The 20484-nt window shown below is 57.2% G+C and carries 15 protein-coding genes and 1 pseudogene; 6 read left to right on the top strand and 10 right to left on the bottom strand.

What is annotated here, in order from left to right:
- Nucleotides 1–46: 46 nt before the first annotated feature.
- Nucleotides 47–1531 (top strand): M16 family metallopeptidase, encoded by a 1485-nt coding sequence (locus CINSTRO3249_RS01590; RefSeq protein ID WP_074011893.1) that lies wholly within the window; start codon nt 47–49, stop codon nt 1529–1531.
- A 155-nt stretch (nt 1532–1686) separates the two neighbouring features.
- Here the strand turns inward: CINSTRO3249_RS01590 and CINSTRO3249_RS01585 are convergent, their stop codons facing one another.
- Entirely contained in the window at nt 1687–2628 is a 942-nt protein-coding gene (locus tag CINSTRO3249_RS01585) for a 2-dehydro-3-deoxygluconokinase (RefSeq protein ID WP_074011892.1), read from the bottom strand.
- Nucleotides 2629–3127: 499 nt separating this feature from the next.
- On the opposite strand from CINSTRO3249_RS01585, the pseudogene CINSTRO3249_RS01580 reads away from it, so the two are divergent.
- Nucleotides 3128–5186 (top strand): annotated as a pseudogene (locus CINSTRO3249_RS01580) (AsmA family protein).
- 45 nt (nt 5187–5231) lie between these two features.
- Here the strand turns inward: CINSTRO3249_RS01580 and CINSTRO3249_RS01575 are convergent.
- The 6 genes from CINSTRO3249_RS01575 to CINSTRO3249_RS17375 all read right to left on the bottom strand — a co-directional run bounded on the left by CINSTRO3249_RS01575 (nt 5232) and on the right by CINSTRO3249_RS17375 (nt 12146).
- On the bottom strand, nt 5232–6008 hold the full coding sequence (locus tag CINSTRO3249_RS01575) for a CDP-diacylglycerol diphosphatase (protein ID WP_074011891.1): 777 nt from the start codon (nt 6006–6008) through the stop codon (nt 5232–5234).
- 111 nt (nt 6009–6119) lie between these two features.
- Nucleotides 6120–7442: an MFS transporter gene (locus tag CINSTRO3249_RS01570; protein ID WP_074011890.1), complete on the bottom strand. Its 1323-nt coding sequence runs from the start codon at nt 7440–7442 to the stop codon at nt 6120–6122.
- Between the two features lie 470 nt (nt 7443–7912).
- Nucleotides 7913–9130: an inner membrane protein YhjD gene (gene yhjD / locus CINSTRO3249_RS01565; protein WP_125933093.1), complete on the bottom strand. Its 1218-nt coding sequence runs from the start codon at nt 9128–9130 to the stop codon at nt 7913–7915.
- A gap of 180 nt (nt 9131–9310) precedes the next feature.
- Nucleotides 9311–10663, bottom strand: coding sequence for a glutathione-disulfide reductase (gene gorA, locus CINSTRO3249_RS01560; protein WP_074011889.1), 1353 nt, complete (start codon nt 10661–10663; stop codon nt 9311–9313).
- A gap of 98 nt (nt 10664–10761) precedes the next feature.
- The gene (locus CINSTRO3249_RS01555) at nt 10762–11604 is read right to left on the bottom strand and encodes a 23S rRNA (adenine(2030)-N(6))-methyltransferase RlmJ (protein ID WP_074011888.1); all 843 of its coding nucleotides are present in this window, start codon (nt 11602–11604) and stop codon (nt 10762–10764) included.
- Nucleotides 11605–11939: 335 nt separating this feature from the next.
- Entirely contained in the window at nt 11940–12146 is a 207-nt protein-coding gene (locus CINSTRO3249_RS17375; protein ID WP_125933092.1) for a hypothetical protein, read from the bottom strand.
- A 297-nt stretch (nt 12147–12443) separates the two neighbouring features.
- Here CINSTRO3249_RS17375 and CINSTRO3249_RS01550 point away from each other — a divergent pair, with 297 nt between their 5' ends.
- Nucleotides 12444–13757 (top strand): purine-cytosine permease family protein, encoded by a 1314-nt coding sequence (locus CINSTRO3249_RS01550; RefSeq protein WP_074011887.1) that lies wholly within the window; start codon nt 12444–12446, stop codon nt 13755–13757.
- Nucleotides 13758–13794: 37 nt separating this feature from the next.
- Here the strand turns inward: CINSTRO3249_RS01550 and CINSTRO3249_RS01545 are convergent, their stop codons facing one another.
- On the bottom strand, nt 13795–14463 hold the full coding sequence (locus CINSTRO3249_RS01545; RefSeq protein ID WP_074011897.1) for a MarC family NAAT transporter: 669 nt from the start codon (nt 14461–14463) through the stop codon (nt 13795–13797).
- Nucleotides 14464–14641: 178 nt separating this feature from the next.
- Between CINSTRO3249_RS01545 and CINSTRO3249_RS01540 the strand changes: the two genes are divergently transcribed.
- On the top strand, nt 14642–15673 hold the full coding sequence (locus CINSTRO3249_RS01540) for a pyridoxal-phosphate dependent enzyme (RefSeq protein ID WP_074011886.1): 1032 nt from the start codon (nt 14642–14644) through the stop codon (nt 15671–15673).
- Nucleotides 15674–15893: 220 nt separating this feature from the next.
- On the opposite strand, the gene CINSTRO3249_RS01535 is transcribed toward CINSTRO3249_RS01540, so the two are convergent.
- Complete coding sequence (locus tag CINSTRO3249_RS01535; RefSeq protein WP_074011896.1) at nt 15894–16316, bottom strand: DoxX family protein; 423 nt, start codon at nt 16314–16316, stop codon at nt 15894–15896.
- 283 nt (nt 16317–16599) lie between these two features.
- Here CINSTRO3249_RS01535 and prlC point away from each other — a divergent pair, with 283 nt between their 5' ends.
- Both prlC and rsmJ read left to right on the top strand, forming a co-directional pair.
- Nucleotides 16600–18642 carry an oligopeptidase A gene (gene prlC / locus CINSTRO3249_RS01530; protein WP_074011885.1) on the top strand — a complete coding sequence of 681 codons (2043 nt, stop codon included), beginning with the start codon at nt 16600–16602 and terminating at the stop codon, nt 18640–18642.
- Nucleotides 18643–18646: 4 nt separating this feature from the next.
- Nucleotides 18647–19420 (top strand): 16S rRNA (guanine(1516)-N(2))-methyltransferase RsmJ, encoded by a 774-nt coding sequence (rsmJ, locus tag CINSTRO3249_RS01525; RefSeq protein ID WP_074011884.1) that lies wholly within the window; start codon nt 18647–18649, stop codon nt 19418–19420.
- A gap of 267 nt (nt 19421–19687) precedes the next feature.
- Here the strand turns inward: rsmJ and CINSTRO3249_RS01520 are convergent, their stop codons facing one another.
- Entirely contained in the window at nt 19688–20296 is a 609-nt protein-coding gene (locus CINSTRO3249_RS01520; protein ID WP_256381626.1) for an NAD(P)-dependent oxidoreductase, read from the bottom strand.
- Nucleotides 20297–20484: the final 188 nt, after the last annotated feature.

Raw genomic sequence — 20484 nt, 5'->3', positions numbered from 1 at the left:
AGTGAGAGTCAGGTTTTTCCTTGGTATTGATTGAGTAGGGGTTCACATGCAGGGCACCGGAATTCGTCTTTTCTTGAGTGGTGTATTACTGGTGACATCGGGCGGGTGGGCACAGGCCGAAGCATTACAACCCGATGCCGCCTGGCAGCAGGGAAAACTGAGCAATGGTTTCGCCTGGCAAGTTCTGACAACGCCACAGCGGCCAAACGACCGTATCGAATTGCGGCTGATGGTCAATACCGGTTCACTGGCGGAAACCGCCCAGCAAACCGGTTTCGCGCGTCTTCTTGCCCGTTTGGCCCTGACGCACAGCGAAAACTTTACCACCGCGCAGCTTACCTCCCTATGGCAGCAGGGCGCGGATGAACAGCGGCCGCAGCCGCCGGCGCGCGTTTCCTATGACACGACACTGTATAGCCTCAGTTTGCCGAACGGCCGGCCGGATTTAGTCAAAGAAGCGCTGAAATGGATGGTCAACACGGCAGGCCATCTGTCCATTACCCCGGCAGCGGTGCAGCAGGCGCTGGCGGCAGCGGATCCGGTGGCGACGGTACCGGATAACCCGCGCAACAGCTGGTGGCATTATCGCCTGAAAGGGTCGTTGCTGCTGGCTCACAGCCCGGATTCGCCGGCGAAATCTCCGGTGGATGCCGAACAATTGCAGCATTTCTATCAGCGATGGTACACCCCTGACGCCATGACGCTGTATGTGGTCGGCAATGTGGACGGGCGCGCTCTCAACGAGCAGATCGTAAAGACCTTCTCTGCGCTGCAGGGCAAACGCGACACCCCGGCGACCGTGCCGACAATGTCTGCGTTACCGCATCAACCCGTGAGCCTGTTTAGCGAAGCCGGCGGCTACGACAGTCTTAAACTCGTCTGGGACAACCCGTGGCAGCCTATACGTGATTCGCAGGCGTTGAATCGTTATTGGCGCGGGGATTTGGCGCGCGAAGCGCTGTATATGCATTTGCAGCAGGCGCTCAAGGAAAGCGACCTGAAGCAGACGAATTTGCGCTTTGACTGCAATGTGAACTATTTACGCGCACAGTGTGCGATTCACGTCGATACGCCAGCGGATAATTTGACGCCGTCGATGACTTTCGTAGCCCACGAGCTGGCCAATGTGCGCAACAATGGCCTGAGCCAGGCGGAATTCGACGCGCTAATGGCGCGCAAAACCGGTGAACTAAGCACATTGTTCGCCACTTACGCCCGCACCCGCACCGATGTTTTGATGAGTCAGCGTTTACGCTCGCAGCAGAATGAGGTGGTGGATATCGCGCCGGAACAGTATCAGAAATTGCGTAGCGATTTTCTTGGCGGGCTGTCGCTGCAAAGGCTGAATCAGGAATTGCGCGGTCAGCTATCGCAAAACGCCACTATGGTGCTGATGCAGCCAAACGGCGAGCCGGAGATGAATATGAAGGCGCTGCAGGCGATCTACGAGCACATCATGGATCCCGGTCCGCTGCCGGCGACGATTGACGAGAGCAAGCCGGAGGTCACCGACATTCCACCGGCCTCGTGAGAGAAGCGCTGCCACCGCGCTGTCGGTCAGCGGGCGGGTCGCCTGTGCCGGCCTTGATTTTTGGCGGCCACCCTCCCCATTGTCCCAGTGGTCGCGGCGGCTGTCAGCCTGCCGCGCTTCTAGCACCGGCGCGCCGTTGCCGCCTTGATAGGGTATCAGCCTTGGCGGGTGGGCATGGCATCGCGCGGAATGATGGCGCCACGGTACTGGATAACCGTACTGGCGGTGCGATGCCCGCTCTCGGCGGCCGTGGCCGCGCCGCCGCCGGTCAGACGCACCGCCAGATAGCCGGCGCTGAATGAGTCCCCGGCGGCGGTCGTATCGACCACTTTCTCTTTGGGCAATTTTACCGCGGGCACTTCCTGCACCGCCTCGTTCGCTTCCGCTACCAGACAGGCCTCGGCGCCGCGTTTGATAACAATTTCACTGACGCCCAGCGCACGCGTGCGCTCAAGTACGGCGTCCACCGGCTGTTCACCCCACAGCATGTCCTCGTCATCGAGCGTCAGGAAGGCGATGTCGGTACAGGCGAGAATATCGCGATAGGCCGCCTGGGTTTCTTCCCGGCTTTGCCACAGACGCGGGCGGTAATTATTGTCAAAAATGACTTTTCCGCCATTGGCACGGCAGGTCCGCAGCAGGGACAGCAGCTGCTCGCGGCTTTGCGGCGACAGGATGGCGATGCTTATCCCGCTTAAATAAAGGTAATCAAAGTCTGCCAGCGCTGCGCAAATGTCAGCCGACGACGCGCTTTCCAGCCAGTAACGGGCGGCCGCCTCATTGCGCCAGTAATAAAAGGTACGCTCGCCATGGGCGTCGGTTTCAATGTAATACAGCCCGGGCAACCGGTTTTCCAGGCGCTGGATGAGCGAGGTTTCTACCCCCTCCTGTTGCCAGGCCTGTAGCATATCGTCACTAAAGCTATCGGTACCGAGGGCGGTAATATAATGCACCTTGAGCTCAGAGGCAGCGACCAGGCGCGAGAGGTAGACCGAGGTATTCAACGTATCGCCGCCAAATCCACGCTTAACGTCGCTGCCCTTTTGCGACAATTCGATCATGCATTCGCCGATAATGGCGATCTTTTTGCTAGTCATTGCTTGCTGGCCCGTCATAAATAAGAAAGCTGATATAGGCATCTAGTCTCAACAGAATGATCGATGCAGTCAATAGCTGCTGAAACGTTGTTTTAGTTTATCATGACCTGGATCGTCACTGCGGCGATTTTCCCGCTGCTTATCTCTTTACGCCGAACGCATCCACATTCTGTTCAGGCCGCTGATTAACCCGATTGTATCACCGGCTACCCGCCGATTTCCGGCAAGCTGAGGTCATCAGCGGTCCCCCTTCGCGGCGTGGGCAGGTAAGCGCCGCGCTATTGTCAGCCGATGCGCCAATTGACTCTAGCTCGCGCCTTGTCAGCCTGAGTTGCACCGACATCGCACAGAGGGCACGCTGCCGCTGCGGTGTAACTCACTGGCGACACGCCAGTTTTGCGCCTGATCTCCCGCCGTTTTGCCCCGCCGAATCTGGCAGGTGCGTAATCCTCAACTATCATTAATGCATCGGGGAAGACTAACGAGGATATCGACATTCATGACACGGACCAAGAAAGTGATAGGTGGGATCGTGCTGTTTCTGCTGCTGCTCATCGTGGCTATTGTGATTTTTATCGCCACGTTTGACTGGAACCGCCTCAAACCGACCATAAACGAAAAAGTCTCCACCGAACTCCAGCGCCCCTTCGCGATTAACGGCGATTTAGGCGTGCAATGGTCAAGACACCGTGAAGAGCGCGGCTGGCGCGGTTGGGTGCCGTGGCCGCATATCCATGCGGAAGATATCGCGTTAGGCAACCAGCAAGAGGTACCGGGCGATTACACTGCCCGGCTTAAACGCATTGAGGCCAGTATCGCCCCCTTAGCGCTGCTGCACCGTGAAGTGTATCTGCCGCGTATCACTCTGGTCAGCCCTGATGCGTCGTTGAAACGATTAGCGAACGGCAAGAATAACTGGACCTTCAACCTGGCCAACAGCGACGAGAAAGACGGCCAAAAACCCGTTTCGCCGTGGTCCTTTCAGGTGGATGATATCGTTTTCGATCGGGGTAAGATTGATTATCAGGACGCCATCGCCAAGGCGGATATTCATCTAACGGTCAACCCGCTCGGTAAACCGGTGGCCATGGCCGAACTGACCGGCAGCGGTGACGATAAACAGGCGGCGGCGAAAAATGACAATAACTACATTTTCGGCTGGAAAGCGGAGGGGACTTACAACAACGAACCGCTTAGCGGCTCGGGAAAAATTGGCGGCATGCTGGCGCTGCGTAACGCGGGCACCCCGTTCCCGCTGCAGGCCGATGTGCGTTCGGGCCGCACCCGCGTAGCGTTCACCGGGACGCTTGAGGATCCGCTTAATTTTGGTGGTCTGAATTTGCGCCTGCGGCTCGCCGGAGAGAATCTCGGGGATTTACAGGGGCTGACCGGGGTGGTGCTGCCCGATTCGCCGCCCTATGACACCGACGGCCAGCTGGTAGCCAATTTCAAAGGCAAAAATGCGGGCCGTTACCGTTACGAGAAGTTCAACGGCAAGATTGGGCAGAGCGATATCCACGGTACGTTGGAATACCGCCAGGGCAAACCCGCGGCCGTCGCTGAGCGGCGAACTGGTGTCAAACCGGCTGCGCTTTGCCGATTTGGGGCCGCTTATCGGCGCCGATTCCGGCACCGCGTCCGGCAAACAGGCAGCCAAGACCAAATCAATACAGCCCTCTGATAAGGTGCTGCCGTATGACAAATTTGATACCGCCAGCTGGTCCAAGATGGATGCCGATGTGAAGTTTACCGGCAAGGATATTGAGCATGGCGATTCGCTACCGTTAAGCGATCTCTACACCCACCTGAAGCTGGATAATGGCGAGCTGTTGCTGGATCCGCTGCGCTTTGGCATGGCGCGCGGCACGCTTAACTCGACCATCCGCCTGGAAGGGCAACGCACGCCGATGCGCGGTCGCGCGGATCTTCATGCCCGTGGCCTGCAGTTGAAAGCGCTGTTTCCGAGCGTCGAGGCGATGCGCAGCAGCATGGGCCAATTAAACGGCGATGCGCAATTTACCGGTACCGGCAATTCCGTGGCGGCGCTATTGGGCAGCAGCAATGGCAATCTGCGTCTGTTGATGAACGATGGTATTATCAGCCGTAATTTAATGGAAATTGCCGGTCTTAACGTCGGTAATTACGTCGTCGGTAAATTGTTTGGCGACGAGCAGGTGAAAATCAACTGTGCCGCGGCGGACGTCAACGTGAATAACGGCCTGGCGCAGCCGCGGCTATTCCTGTTCGACACCGAAAACGCGGTCATTCATGTTGATGGCACCACCAATCTGGGTACCGAACGGCTGGATTTGTCGATCAATCCCGACAGTAAAGGCGCGCGCATTGTGACGCTGCGATCGCCGCTGTATGTGCGTGGCACTTATAAAAATCCTTCCGCCGGCGTGAAACCGGGGCCGCTTATCGCGCGCGGCGCCGCGGCCGTCGTGCTGGGGGCGGTGGTAACGCCGGCGGCGGCGTTGCTGGCGCTCATTTCCCCGAGCGGCGGCGATGATAATCAGTGCGCGCCGATATTAAAAGAAATGAATATCAAAAAGTAACCGGTATCGGCTCCGGCGGCGGGCGCAACCCCGCCGCCGGGTCGGTCAATGGCCGTTCAGAATGGCGCAACTATGATCCTGAATCTCTTCGACCGATCCGATATTACGGTTCAGCAGACTGCGCTGGCTGGCCAGAAGCACCAATGAGCCATCCGGTAGCGGCGCCAGCGCCATACCGTATTCGCCCATCTCCTCAGAGGCATCCGGTACCTCACGCGCCAGCAGCAAAAAGGGGCTTTGCGCCGCCAGGCCCGCCGTGGAAATACGCCTGGCCAAATATCGATGGCCCAGAATCGGTTGCGCCAGCGGTTGCCAGTCGGTGCTGATATTGGCGGCATCGTTATCCAGCCGCTCGCGGATATCCGGCCGCAGACAGGAAATATGGATATGTAGCTGATTTTGCGTCCGGCCATAGGCGGAATTAATCGCCAGCGACAGAAAACGGTCGCCGATCGGCTTACCCCGCCTCTCGGATAGAAAATGTCTGGCCTGCCAGGCGAGGTAAAAGAAATTGGGCGTTGAGGTGGAGAGTAAACGCGGGCTTTCAATACCGCTGATTTTATCGGTGGGCATCAGTAAAAACTGCAGCGGTCCGACAAAATCATCTTTGTATACCACATAACCCGCGGCGGTATTGACCTCACTGCACGGCGCCGGATCCCCACGCTGGAGTTGGTTGGGCACGCATTTCTCACTGACTATCTCCCACAGGGCGTCGGGATGTGTCGGTGAGGACGTGTGATAATATTGCCAGGCGCCAAGCGCCGCAACCAAAATAACAATCACCAGCAGCAGCGCATATTTGATCTGTTGCCACGTCATGGGTCATCCTCTTCATGTTCTTTACGCCGCATTAAAAAACGGGCCGCATCCGCTGGGATGACAGCCCGTCATTACCGTTATCTTCACCGGCCGGCCGCTTAGCCGCGCAAATTACAGCGCCCGGTGCCGTGTCTCATGCGCCGCCAACAGCGCCAGTAATGTCAGGCAGGCCATCGTCGCCAGGTAAATCCCCACGTAGAACAGTCCGTAATTGGCGGTAAGCCAGGCGGCAATGTACGGGGCGACCGATGCGCCGATGATTGACGCCACATTATAGGAAAAAGAGGCGCCGGTATAGCGAACTTCGGTGGGAAACAGCTCCGGCAACAGTGCACCCATGGGGCCGAACGTGAGGCCCATCACCATAAAGCCGCATAACAGAAACGCCATCACCAGCCAGACATTCCCCGACCCCAGCAGCGACGGGAACACCAACGCAAACGCTATAATCAAAACCGTAATGGCTATCATGGTGTAGCGGCGGCCGAATTTATCCGCCAGTTGACCGGCGATGGGGACCATCAAACCGAAACCGATAACGCCAATCATCAGCATCAGCAGAAAATCGTTGCGCGAGAATCCCAGACCGCGCGGCAGGGGCGCCGTACCGTAGGTCATGGAGAATACCGTCATAATATAGAATAAGGTATAAGTGGCCACCATGATAAACGTCGCGATGATGGTCATTTTCAAATGCTGGTTAAGCAGCGTCCCAATAGGCATGCGCACCTGGGCCTTCGCCTTGGCGATTTTGGCGAAAACCGGCGTTTCATGCAGCGAAACGCGCACATACAGCCCAATCAGCACCAGGACGGCCGACAGCAGGAAAGGCACGCGCCAGCCCCAGCTCATAAACTGTTCGTCGGTCAGCAGCCAGGAAAGCAATAAAAACATGCCGTTGGCGAAGAAGAAACCGATGGGCGCGCCCAACTGCGGGAAGGAGCCATATAAGGCGCGTTTATGCGCCGGTGCGTTTTCAGTCGCCAGCAGCGCCGCGCCGCCCCATTCTCCCCCGAGGCCCAGGCCCTGGCCGAAACGGGCCAGCGCCAGCAGCAGCGGCGCCAGTACGCCAATCGTCTGATAGCCCGGCAGGAGGCCTATCACCACCGTGGAGATGCCCATGGTGAGCAATGAGGCCACCAGGGTGACTTTACGGCCGGCGCGATCGCCAAAATGGCCGAACAGCGCCGAGCCAATCGGCCGGGCGATAAATGCGATAGCGAAGGTGGCCAGGGATTGTAGCGTGGCGGCGGTGGCGTCCCCCTGCGGGAAAAAGATATGCGGGAAAACAATAACCGCGGCGGTGGCATAAATATAGAAATCGAAGAATTCGATGGCGGTGCCGATCAACGAGGCAACAATCACTTTACCCCGGGAATTAACGGGAGGGGCGGCTGCGTCGGAATCCAGAGTCGGTGCTGCTGAGGCTTGCATAATTGTTTCTTATTGGTCAACTACGGAAAAGATAGGCATCTTAGACAGAGAAATAAGGCATTTCAATGGCTGAATTTTGACCAATTAGTCATTTCCCCCCTCTGGCAGCAGATTATGCCTTCCCATGATGTTCCCGCAGGGAAAGCCGCCGGAGAAAGCGTTTACAACAGAGTTAATTTCTGTAAAAACCCGTAAGAAAAATTACCCCATAGCGATAAATGCTGGTTTATGGTTATAAATATGTAAAAGTTGGTGAAATACACTGCCATAACGCTATTCATTCGGCATACTTCGCTGCCGCTCAAGGTTTCGCCAACATATCCTGCAGGACAATGACGTGCCTCCCGCCCCCCGGTCGTTGAGGAATGGCGCGTCAGGGCCGAGCTGAGAGGTCTATTAGCGCCGCCGCATCTTAATCCCGCGGCGGCCGGCTTTACCCCAGCGGTGGCTTCAGCCGCCGGGGCGATGACTTAGGCGGCGCCGTGACGATGACCGACGGCGTCTTGCCGATTGTCGGCGGCGTTGTGCCGATCAGCCGTGGTGTCATGTCGATTGTCGGCGGCGTCGTGCCGATCAGCCGTGGTGTCGTGCCGATGCCCGGTGGCCTCTTGCCGATTACCCATGGCGTCGTGCCGGTCACCCGTGGTGTTGTAACCGTTATCGGACGGGGCGGATGGTGCGTCCGCCCCGTCCCGAGGGTGAGTGTTTTTTCCGGCGTAGTCGGCGGTACCTATCCAGGCGGCGCAGAACAGCGTTAGCCGGGCAAAGAAATAGAAGAACGCCATCAGCCCTATAACCGAGCCGAAAGCAGCGCCAGAGGGCGATTTGGCCAGCTGCGGTAGCGTCATGGTCATAATGATTTTAATTATCTCGAAACCAAACGCCGCCATCAGCGCCCCGCGAAAAATGGCTTTATTACGCGGTTTGTGACGGGGTATGACCCAAAATATCCATAAAAATAATAGGAAGTTAGCCAGCATCGACAGCGTCATGCCCGTCACGACCATTACCGGCCGCAGCCAGGTGACATTCTCGAGCCCCAACGCCCTGATAATCTGATCCTGGGCGCCGGCGAAGATTGACGTCAGCGACAGCGTGACAATCAGCGCCACTACCAGTCCTATCAGGGAAATCAGATCGCGCAGATATTTCAGGTAAAATTTCTCCTGCTCCTGGGGGTTGCGCTCCCATTCGTCACGCAGTTGGGCGCGAATGGCTTCGCGCAGGTTGCCCATCCAATTCAACCCTGAATAAAGCGCGACCAGCAAACCTGTGATGCCGACCGTGGTGCGCTGTTGCACGGCCGTGCGCACCGTATTTTTCAGCGTGGTCGCCAGCGTTTGCTCGCTGATACTGTCGGCAATTTTATTAATCAAATCGGTCAGGATATCCGGGTTGGACGCCAGAAAAAAACCGACGCCGGCAAACGACACCATCAAAATGGGAATCAAGGAAAGAAAGGAAAAATAGGTTATTGCGGCGCCAAACTGGCTGCCCATACGATCGCTGAACCGTTCCGCAGCGCGGATCATATGCGCTACCATCGGATAAGCGCAGATTTTGTCGATCAACCGTCCTGAACGGTGGGCAACCTTATCAATCGACTCATGGCCGGTATGAAGGGTGGTCAGCGGAGTGGTAATTTCCGGTTCCCGGGCGGTCGCGGCATGCGTCTTTTTTTCGGCCATAGTCCCTCTCGAAGTCAGCCCAACATTAAAAGCCCTAATGGAAATAATTATAGCCAATGATCCCGAGGAGGGGCCGGCATCGCGGCAACGTCTTGGCCGTAAGTTCAACGAGTAGCGGGAATGGGGACGGAAAGGGAACACACGGGGGCTATTGCCGGCCCGTGTGGCAAGAAAGATAGCTTAGCGCATTGTCACCAGCTCTTCCGCTGCGGTCGGGTGGATAGCCACGGTATTGTCAAAATCTTGCTTGGTGGCGCCCATCTTGATGGCGACCGCAAAACCCTGCAACATTTCGTCCATACCGAAACCGATACCGTGCAGACCAACGATCTTCTCTTGCGGGCCGACACAAACCAATTTCATACGGCACGGTTGACGATGCCGGGTGACCGCGGTGTACATGGAAGTAAAAGACGTTTTGTAGACTTTGACCTCTTTTTCACCGTATTTTTCCTGGGCCTCGGGCTCAGTCAGACCAATGGCGCCGATAGGGGGATGGCTAAAGACCACCGTCGGAATGAGATCATAGTCCAGATGCTCTTCCGGCTTATTGTTAAACAACCGCTCCGACAGCCTGCGACCGGCGGCGACCGCTACCGGCGTTAACTCAACCGCGCCGGTATTATCGCCAACGGCGTAAATACCCGACACATTGGTGTTTTGATATTTATCCACCTGAATGTGGCCGGTATCGTCGGTTTTTACGCCCGCCGCCGCCAGATTGAGATTATCGGTGGCCGGCTCGCGGCCAATGGCCCAAATCAACGCGTCAACGGTAAATTGCTGTTCATTTTGCAGCGTCAGCGTCAGGCTGCCGTCCGGGTTTTTCGCCACCGACCGCGGCACCGAGCTGGTATGTAGCGCCGGCCCTTCTGCCTGCATGACCTCGACCAGCGTTTCGACAATCAGCGGATCAAAGCTGCGCAATGGCGCGTGTTTGCGAACAAACAGATGGGTCTCGGCGCCCAGCCCATTGAGCACGCCCGCGATTTCCACCGCGATATAACCGGCGCCCACTACCGCGACGCGTTCCGGCATCGCGTCCAGCGCGAAGAAGCCATCGGAATCAATGCCATATTCCGCGCCCGGAATAGCCACTTTACTGGGACGGCCGCCGGTCGCTATTAATATGTGGTCGGCGGTGATGTGCTCGCCGTTCACCTCCACGGTATGCGCATCAACAAAACGAGCGAAGCCGTGAATGACATCGACATGATTATTGCCCAGCACCCGTTCGTAGGATTGATGGATGCGATCGATATAGGCGCTGCGGCTCTCGACCAAGGTGCGCCAGTCAAATTTTTCAACGGTGGTGCTAAACCCGTAATCGGGCGCATACAGCCTTACCGCCTCGGCAATTTGCGCGGCGTGCCACATCACTTTTTTTGGAACGCAACCCACGTTGACACAGGTGCCGCCAAGGTATTTGGCTTCAATCAGCGCACATTTACGGCCGTATTGAGCAGCGCGATTAATTGACGCAATGCCGCCGCTGCCGCCGCCGATGGCGAGATAATCGTAATGTCGGGTCATTCGGGCGTTTCCTTCAGCAAAATCGTTGGCACAAGTGTAACGTGCAAACGCCCGTTGTCGCAAAGATTGCGTCAATCCCTACGATAGGCGGGGCGCCGCTACTCCGCCACCAGCCAGCGCACAAAAGCATGACCCTGACCGGTGGGTACCAGCGTCTGATGCAGCCAGGGCAACAATGCCTCCATCTGCTGTTCCAGTTTCCAGGGGGGATTGATGACAATCATGCCAGAAGCGGTCATGCCGCGCCGATCGCTATCGGGACGGACCGCCAGCTCAATTTGTAGAATTCGCCGGATGCCGCTTCGCTCCAGCGCCGACAGCGTGCGCTTTACCTGCTGACGCAGCACGACCGGATACCACAACGCATAGACGCCGGTGGCGAATCGCTTATAGCCTTCCTGGAGGGCGCTGACCACGTCTTGGTAATCCGTTTTCATTTCATAAGGCGGATCGATCAGCACCACGCCGCGTCGGGACGCCGGCGGCAATTGGGACTTGAGCTGCTGATAGCCGTCCGCCCGCAGCACCGAGGCACGGGGATCTTTGTGGAATTCGCTGCGCAGCAGCGGATAGTCACTGACGTGCAGCTCGGTCAAATGTAATTTATCCTCGTCGCGCAGCAGTTGGCGGGCCAATAGGGGCGAACCGGGATAATAACGTAGCTGCCCGGAGCGGTTGAAATGACGGATGACATCCAGATAAGGCGACAGCAGGGCCGGCACATCGTCACGCTGCCAAATCCGCGCGATGCCTTCCAGGAATTCGCCGGTGCGCTCGGCCTTTTCACCGGCAAGTTGATAACGACCCGCGCCGGCATGGCTGTCCAAATAAAGGAAGGGTTTTTCCTTTTCCTTCATCGCGTTCAGGATGAGGCTAAGCACGGTATGTTTTAGCACATCGGCGTGGTTACCGGCATGGAAGCTGTGGCGATAGCTGAGCATAGGTTTGATATCTACTTAATAAAAAAATTATTTTAGGGATGCTGATGCCGTGATTCGCTCGTGTTACCCGCATAGCTATTCGGGGCCAACACCTCTGACGCTGAGCAAAGAAAAGCATATGAACAATATCTCAGACGGAGGATTATATCAGGATGCGGACGCAATGGGTTAAATCCCTCCCGCCGCCGCAACGCTGAGGCCGCCAAGGGTGCTGATTCGTGCCTTTGTTTTCGATTATTATTCACTGTGGATGATGTTTCGCCCTCGGCAATCGCCGCGTGCAAGATGAGCGCAACATCCTGCGGGCAGAATGAAGAGCGGTGAAAGGGCGCATTTTAAGGCGTTGTAAGGACTATGCCACCGGTTACCGCCATTATTATCCCCAAACGGGCGGCACAGTGATAGTCTACATCCACTTTCCGGTAACCGTGAATCGGCCATTCAGCGAGGCGGCTGCGGTAGCGCCGGAAACCGATATCGGCGGCGGTTGCCCAATGCCCGGCGTGGCGAATGGCGCGCATCGCCAAGCGCCAGCATGTCAATTCGGTGGCGCTTGGCGTCTGCGGCCCGGTGGCGTGATGTGCCCATCTCCTCGGGTTTTAACGGCGCCGCCGGTGACAGGGGTGGTAACTGAATTAAGCATTATCTATTTTGAAATAAATAATTCAGCAGTGCGTTAAGCTGAAAATACGTCAGGTATTGAAATGCTCATTAATGTGTTTCATTATATTCATGTGGTCGCTTCAGATTTAAATCATTCTATATTCATATTATTCAGTGCATGAAAGCCTCATCCGCGCCAGGAAATGACGCGATAATAAATAACAGGGAGAAGTATTATGCAGGGAGCAGAGACGAATAATAATGACCATGCCTATAACCGGGTGCCGGTAACGGCCCGGGCGAGTCTGTTAAATGCCACGTTAGTGCGAATGGGCGTGATGACGTCCTTATCGCAATTTATGGTTGGCGCGACGCTCGGCCACAGTATGAGTTTTGGACAGGCCATGCTGGCGACGGTACTTGGCAGTTTGTTGTTGGAAATGGTGAGTCTGGGCATGGGACTGGTCGGAATGAGAGAGGGGTTATCTACCAGCCTGCTGGCCCGCTGGTGCGGATTTGGCCGTATCGGCTCGTGCCTCATCGGCGTATTTATCGCCTTAAGCCTGATAGGCTGGTTTGGCGTGCAGAATTCCGTGTTGGCGGACGGATTACTGCATGTATCACAAGGAACACTCAATTTTACCGCTGCCGCCATTTTATCTGGATTAAGTATCACACTCTTAGTGCTGTACGGGTTTTCCGCACTCAGCTGGACGGCGAAAATATCAGTGCCGTTATTTTTCTTGGTGGTGTTGTATATTCTTTATGATATCGTCAGCGGTCCACAAGTACTTAATTTTCTGGATGGACAGCCGAATGGGCCGGCGATGTCGTTAAGTCAGGGGGCGACCATGGTGGCCGGCGGATATATTGTCGGCGCGCTGATTTCTCCCGATATTTGCCGCTATTGTAAAAATAAAAATCACGTATTATTTATGGTGACTTCTTCTATTATTGTGGGTGAAATAATCATAAATTGTCTGTCCGTTATTGTCGCCCACGCACTTGGGACGGCGGACGTGGTTTCTATCATGACCCACAGCGCCGGCGGGATCGGTCTGGTTACGGTGATCCTCTCCGCTATAAAAGTAAACGACGTCAATCTGTACTCCGCCAGCCTAGGCATGGCTTCGGCGCTGGATGCGTTAACCCATCGCAAATGGCGCTACCGCTGGCTGACGCTGATTCTGGGACTGACCGGCACCGCACTATCGGTGATGGGTATTATTTCCCATTTTATCGACTTTCTCATTTTGCTGGGCGTGCTGTTCCCGCCCATCGCCGGCGTCATGCTGGTGGATTACTACGTGCTGCGCACCCATCGCGTGCTGCTTGATGCGACCCGCGCACGCCACGCTCTGCCCGATGCGGCGGCGACGCCGACCATCGGCTGGCCGGCCATGGCGGCCTGGCTGGGCGGCAGTACGGTGGGCCTTACCTGCCAACTGGGGATCCCATCACTGAATGCATTGCTGGCGGGCTGCCTGTTCTACTGGCTGATGGCGCAGGCGAAACAAAGGATATCAGGCCGCTGCCGGTCTGATGGCTAAGCGGCGCCGGGCCAGGATAGGGGCGCCCCCGACGGTATCAGGCGTGGTAGTCGGCGATGATCTCCAGCACGCCATTGATAACGAACTGGACGCCCATACACACCAGCAGAAACCCCATCAGCCGTGAAATCGCTTCAATACCGCTGGCGCCGACCACATGCATAATGGCGCCTGAACTGCGCAGCGCTATCCAGACAACCACGCTGATGGTCAAAAAAACCAGTACCGGGGCGAGCGCGGTGACCCAGGGGGAAAAATAGACGTCTTCGTTAACGGTCGAAACCCAACTGATGATCATGGCGATGGTGCCTGGCCCCGCCGTACTCGGCATGGCCAGCGGCACGAAGGCGATGTTGGTGGATTTATGCTTATGCATCTCGCGTGCCTTGCTTTCGGCAATGCCGGAATCGTCGTCGGTCTGCGCGGGAAACAGCATGCGAAATCCGATAAAGGAGACGATAAGCCCGCCCGCGATACGCAGCCCCGGTATGGAAATACCGAAGGTATTCATCACCAACGTGCCGGCATAGAAGGCGACCATCATAATGGCGAAGACATAGACCGACGCCAGCCGGGCCTGCTGGTTTCGTTCCGCCGCGGTCATGTTTTTACTGAGGCTGAGGAACAGCGCCACGGTGGTGAGTGGATTCACTAACGGCAGCAGCACCATCAGACCCAAGCCGATGGCTTTGAAAAGTTCAAACATACGCGCGGCCTCCAAACCGGTTTTTTCCGGCCGCCGGGGCAGGGAAATCGGCGGCAGGAAAGTAATAAGTCATTAATTTTACAGGCATTGACCCTCCCGGGCCAACTGATAAATTGTCAGTACACATAACAAGAATGGTTCAGTCACTTTCGCCCAGCTCAAAAGCCAAGGAAAGCACATGAATTTTGCATTGTTCAATTCCCTTAATGGTGCGCCTGATCCCACGCGTGCGCTCAACCTGTTCCCCGCGTTAACCTCCTTCTATCAGGCGTTGGGCAATACCCCCTTGCAACCGGTGCCCGGCCCGCCGGGGGGCGGCCGTATTTTGGCGAAGTTCGAGTTTGTCAATCCGTTCGGCTCGGTGAAAGATCGCGCGGCGTTCGGCATGTTCTGTGAAGCTATCAATCAACATGATTTTAGCCGCGCACCGCTGAAACTGTTGGACGCTTCCGGCGGTAATATGGGCAAAGCCCTGGCGAAACTGGGCCAGTTGTGCGGTATTCCGATACATTTGATTATCCCCGATAGTTCGCCGCCGGCGCTGGTGGATTTTCTGCGCGACGCCGGCGCGGAGCTCAGCACCGTGGAAAGCCGTTTTTTTCTGCTGGGACTTATCAGCCTCGCCCAGGCGATAGGCTTGCGCGATCCCGGCTGGACACTGCTGTCACAGCATCTGAATTTGGTGAATGTGGCGGTTCACCAATACCAGACCGGCCAGGAAATCCGCCGTCAACTGACGGCTGAGAAAGCGGATGGCTGGGTGGCGGCGGTGGGGACCGGTGGTACCTTAAGCGGCGTTTATGCCGCTCTGGTTAGGGACAATCCGGCGCTGAGGGTGCTCGGCACGACGCCTAGCGAATTGCCGTTTGGTACCTATGATCCCCCCAATGATCGCGATAAATTCGGCGGCGCGGGCGGGATGGGTTTTGGTTTCCGGCAACCCTTTCTCGCCCATGTGGGGCTGGAGCATGTCCCGTTCAAGGAGGTCAGTTGGCAGGCATCGTTGAGCGCGATGTATGAGTTTCATCGTTTGACCGGTGTTCGTATTGGCGCGTCCGCCGCGGCCAACTGGCGCAGCGCCTATCAGCTGGCGCAAGAGATGACCCCGGCGCAGTGCGTCATCACGTTGTTCGCCGATGCCGGCAGCGACGCCGAGCGTGACCGGGGTGAGCAGTATTTCCACGCGATGGGTGCGCTGCATCCGGTTTAGGTGGCATGACCGTTACCGGTTCGCCGCCATCAATTGCCCCGCGCGGCGGATCTCGCCGGCGTTGCGGCTATCGCTTAATTTTTTTGCGCCGTCGCCGGTAAGGCTTCACGCCGGCTAACCGCGGCCGGTTGCCCCTCATCGGCTTCGGCGCTAACGTATCCCCTCATCGCCGCTCTGTAGCGGCCCGCGTGCCGCGTCCCTGATGCCGGGTGGCAGCACCCTAGCGCCAGGCGGGATTGCTCATCACGCTATAGCGGCCACAGCCCAGCAGCGCGATGGCTAGCCCGGCAAAAAGATAGACGGCGATATTCTCCAGTCCCCAGGCGCCCACGTTCGTCAGGGTGAAAATGATGCCGGGTTCGGTAATCAGCCAGGCAAACAGCATGGTGAAGGAAAAAATCAGCGCCGCCGGCCGCACCAGAATGCCGAAAATAAACATCAGCGGTACAATGATTTCACCCAAGAACACCCCATAAGCAACGATAGCGGGCATTCCATGGGCCTGAACCATCCCGATGATGCCATCGATGCCGAACAGCAGTTTATGGATGCCGTGAAACAACATCATGGCGCCAAAGGTAAACCGCAGCAGCAATTTCCCCAGATCCGGCTTATCCAGCATTCGGTTAAAGGCAGTTAGCATGATGATACCCGTCCTCAGAAATAGGTGGTGAGTGATTAACTGTAAATAATAACTATTCAACACCTTATTACTGAACATTTACCTGCACCAGATCAAGCAATTAATCGCTAATCCAGAGCCGATTGCCGAATATCGTCAGCGCATCACCTCTCAGGCCGCTTAAGCGGAGGGAAATTGAACGGTCGCGTCGCACGGCGGCCGTTACCCTTCGCTCGCCATTGATTTTCGCTATAGTTAGCCTCATGTTAATCCTATTGGCTTTCACGAACATCAGGACTGCACTATGACTAATCCGTTACTGACCTCGTTTTCCTTGCCCCCTTTTGCCGCTCTTCGTCCTGAGCACGTCGTGCCGGCGGTGAAAGCCGCGCTTGAGCACTGCCGCCACACCGTTGAAGAGGTCGTGGCGCAGCCCGGCCCGTTCACCTGGGAGAATCTCTGCCAGCCGCTGGCGGATGCGGATGACCGTTTGAGCCGGATTTGGTCGCCGGTGGGCCATTTAAATGCGGTGAAGAACAGTCAGGAACTGCGCGAAGCCTACGAACAAAGCCTGCCGCTGCTGTCTGAATACAGCACCTGGGTAGGGCAGCATAACGGTTTGTATCAAGCCTATCGTAATCTGCGCGACAGCCAACACTACGTGCAACTGAGCGTGGCGCAGAAAAAAGCGGTGGATAATGCGCTGCGCGATTTTGAATTGTCCGGTATTGGCTTGCCGGCGGAAAAACAGCAGCGCTACGGCGAGATCGTCGCCCGGCTGTCGGAGCTGGGATCGGCCTACAGCAATAACGTGCTGGACGCCACCATGGGCTGGAGCAAGTTGATAACCGATGAACAGGCGTTGGCCGGCATGCCCGAAAGCGCGCTTGCCGCCGCCCACGCCCAGGCGCAGGCCCGCGAGCAGGAAGGCTGGTTGCTGACGCTCGATATCCCCAGCTATTTGCCGGTGCTCACCTATTGCGATAACGCCGCGCTGCGTGAAGAGCTTTACCGTGCCTATAACACCCGCGCCTCCGATCAGGGGCCGGATGCCGGCAAATGGGATAACGGCCCCGTCATGGACGAAATCCTGGCGCTGCGCCATGAGCTGGCGCAACTGCTGGGATTCGACAGCTACGCCAATAAATCCCTGGCTACCAAAATGGCGCAGGATCCGCAACAGGTGCTGGATTTCCTTACCGATTTAGCCAAGCGCGCACGGCCCCAGGGCGAACAGGAGCTGGCGCAGCTGCGCGCCTTCGCGCAACGCCAGTTCGGCCGCGATACGCTGGATCCGTGGGATATCGCTTATTATGGCGAAAAACAAAAGCAGCACCTGTTCTCAATCAATGATGAGCAACTGCGGCCCTATTTCCCTGAGCCGCGGGTCGTTAGTGGTCTGTTCGAGGTGGTCAAGCGTATCTACGGCATCACCGCCAAAGAGCGCACCGATGTCGATACCTGGCATCCCGACGTGCGTTTCTTCGATCTGTTTGATGAGCACGGCGAATTGCGCGGCAGTTTTTATCTGGATCTGTACGCCCGCGATAATAAACGCGGCGGCGCCTGGATGGATGACTGTGTCGGCATGATGCGCAAGGCCGATGGCGAACTGCAAAAACCGGTGGCCTATCTCACCTGTAACTTCAATCGCCCGATAAGCGGCAAACCGGCGCTGTTTACCCATAACGAGGTGACCACGCTGTTCCATGAATTTGGTCATGGGCTGCACCATATGCTGACCCGTATTGATACTCCCGGAGTGGCCGGCATCAGCGGCGTGCCTTGGGATGCGGTGGAGCTGCCGAGCCAGTTTATGGAGAATTATTGCTGGCAGCCTGAAGCGCTGGCGTTTATTTCTGGCCATTATGAAACCGGCGAGCCGCTGCCCGAAGCATTGTTGAACAAGCTGCTGGAAGCGAAAAATTATCAGGCGGCGCTCTTTATTCTGCGCCAACTGGAGTTCGGTCTGTTTGATTTCCGCATGCATTACCAATACCAGCCCGCACAGGGCGCGCGCGTGCTTGACACCCTGGCGGAGGTGAAAAAACAGGTGGCGGTGGTACCGACCGTGCCGTGGGGACGATTCCCCCACGCCTTCAGCCATATTTTCGCCGGCGGTTATGCGGCGGGGTATTATAGCTATTTGTGGGCGGATGTGCTGGCGGCGGATGCCTGGTCGCGTTTCGAGGAGGAGGGGATCTTCAACCGGGATACCGGCGAATCGTTCCTCGATACCATCCTTTCCCGCGGCGGCTCCGAAGAGCCGATGGTGCTTTTTGCCCGTTTCCGCGGCCGCGAGCCGCAGTTGGACGCCATGCTGCGCCATTACGGTATTCGGGAATAGGGGCTTGAGCACGGTCTTTTTGAGCAGCGAGGACGGTATCGACCCCCAATCTTTGCAGGCGCTGGCCGCGCGCTGGGGGTTGATAAGCGATCCTCAGGCCGCCTTGGCGCTGGTCATGACCTCCGAACGGTTGGAATTGCATAAACGGGACGAGCCCAAATTGGGCGCTGTCGCCGTGGATTTCGTCACTGGCGCCATGGCGCATCGGCGCCTCTACGGCGGCGGGCGCGGTGAGGCGGTAGCCAAGGCGGTGGGCATCAAAGGCCAATGGTTGCCGGACGTGGTGGACGCCACCGCCGGACTGGGGCGCGATGCTTTTGTGCTCGCCTGTTTGGGCTGCCGGGTGCGAATGTTTGAGCGTCATCCGGTCGTGGCGGCGCTGTTGGAGGATGGCCTGCGCCGCGCCTATGCCGACCCTGAGTTGAGGCCGTGGCTTGCGCCGCGTCTGACGCTGCATCACGGCTCCAGCCTGAGCGCGCTGGCGCAGTTGCACCCTGCGCCGGATGTGGTGTATCTCGATCCGATGTTCCCGCACCGGCAAAAAAGCGCGCTGGTGAAAAAGGAGATGCGGCTGTTTCAATTGCTGGTGGGGGCCGATGAGGATGCTGACGGGCTACTGGCACCCGCACGGGCGCTGGCGCTGCGTCGGGTGGTGGTGAAAAGGCCCGATTATGCGCCGCCGCTGGCGGGTGTGGCGGCGCAGGCGGCGATTAGCACCAAAAACCACCGTTTTGATCTTTACCCGCCACAGGCGTGTGCGCCAGGGGGGAACGGCTGAGGGTGAAAGACGTCGGGGAAATAGCGCGACGTCAAAGAACATTCCTGCGACGCACTAGGGGCCGGGGCCTTACGCTCGAAGATCGCTGAGCGCTCCTGCCGCCGGTCCAGGGTAAAATGCGGCGCGCTGGGTGCGAGTGCAGGACGGTCGATCATCGCGAGCAACCTTGCGGGCGGGTGAGGGTAAAAGTGACACAGCGTGTGGGCGATAAAATCACGGCGGCTAAAAGCCGCCGCTATCGTCTGTTTTGAGGGCAATAATCAGGCGCTACTCTAGCTTGTAGCTGTTTGCGCCTATGCCAGCCAGACCGCCACCGTCGACAATCAAATATTCCTTGCGGATTGGCGTACCGTCAAAAAAGTTTTGCAGAATCTCTAACGTTCCCGCTGCGTATCGCGCCTGCGCCGATAAAGAAGAACCGGCAATATGCGGCGTCATGCCATGGTGCGGCATCGTGCGCCAAGGGTGATCACCCGGTGCCGGCTGGGGAAACCAGACATCGCCGCCGTAGCCCGCCAGTTGCCCCGAGCTTAATGCCCGGCTGATGGCGTCGCGATCGCACAGTGCGCCGCGCGCGGTATTAATGAGATAGGCGCCGCGCTTGAATTGCGCCAGAAACGCGTCGTTGACGAAACCCTGCGTTGCAGGATAGAGCGGCGTCTGCAGGTTGACGACGTCGCAAACCCTGACCAAGGATCCGGGCGAGTCATGGTAAGTCAGGCCGAGTTCTTTCTCTAATGCGACGGGCAGGCGGTGGGGATCATAATAGTGTAGCGGCATTGCGAAGGGTTTAAGGCGGCGCAGAACCGCCTGGCCAATACGCCCGGCGCCCAACGTGCCAAAGTGCATGCCTTCGACATCGTAGCTGCGGGCCACGCAGTCGGCAATCAGCGGTGAGATACGCAGGCCAGAACGGTTGTGAAATCACCACATCGGCGTAAGCGCCCCATATAGGACGTCTTTCGATTTCGACAGGGATGATTAAGGATGGTGTCCACCTATTTTAAGTGGACACTATCTATGACAGAGCCCAAAAAACCGCGAGCCAACTACTCCATGGAGTT

This window comes from Candidatus Sodalis sp. SoCistrobi, from assembly GCF_900143145.1.
Classification (GTDB): Bacteria; Pseudomonadota; Gammaproteobacteria; order Enterobacterales; family Enterobacteriaceae; genus SoCistrobi.
Note: the sequence above shows the minus strand (reverse complement) of the source record. Positions and strands in the feature narration are given on the sequence as shown.

Excerpts from the sequence above, each read along its gene's own strand:
- CINSTRO3249_RS01590 (WP_074011893.1), top strand. The coding sequence starts at position 47 with ATGCAGGGCACCGGAATTCGTCTTTTCTTGAGTGGTGTATTACTGGTG.
- CINSTRO3249_RS01585 (WP_074011892.1), bottom strand. The coding sequence starts at position 2,628 with ATGACTAGCAAAAAGATCGCCATTATCGGCGAATGCATGATCGAATTG.
- CINSTRO3249_RS01575 (WP_074011891.1), bottom strand. The coding sequence starts at position 6,008 with ATGACGTGGCAACAGATCAAATATGCGCTGCTGCTGGTGATTGTTATT.
- CINSTRO3249_RS01570 (WP_074011890.1), bottom strand. The coding sequence starts at position 7,442 with ATGCAAGCCTCAGCAGCACCGACTCTGGATTCCGACGCAGCCGCCCCT.
- yhjD (WP_125933093.1), bottom strand. The coding sequence starts at position 9,130 with ATGGCCGAAAAAAAGACGCATGCCGCGACCGCCCGGGAACCGGAAATT.
- gorA (WP_074011889.1), bottom strand. The coding sequence starts at position 10,663 with ATGACCCGACATTACGATTATCTCGCCATCGGCGGCGGCAGCGGCGGC.
- CINSTRO3249_RS01555 (WP_074011888.1), bottom strand. The coding sequence starts at position 11,604 with ATGCTCAGCTATCGCCACAGCTTCCATGCCGGTAACCACGCCGATGTG.
- CINSTRO3249_RS01550 (WP_074011887.1), top strand. The coding sequence starts at position 12,444 with ATGCAGGGAGCAGAGACGAATAATAATGACCATGCCTATAACCGGGTG.
- CINSTRO3249_RS01545 (WP_074011897.1), bottom strand. The coding sequence starts at position 14,463 with ATGTTTGAACTTTTCAAAGCCATCGGCTTGGGTCTGATGGTGCTGCTG.
- CINSTRO3249_RS01540 (WP_074011886.1), top strand. The coding sequence starts at position 14,642 with ATGAATTTTGCATTGTTCAATTCCCTTAATGGTGCGCCTGATCCCACG.
- CINSTRO3249_RS01535 (WP_074011896.1), bottom strand. The coding sequence starts at position 16,316 with ATGCTAACTGCCTTTAACCGAATGCTGGATAAGCCGGATCTGGGGAAA.
- prlC (WP_074011885.1), top strand. The coding sequence starts at position 16,600 with ATGACTAATCCGTTACTGACCTCGTTTTCCTTGCCCCCTTTTGCCGCT.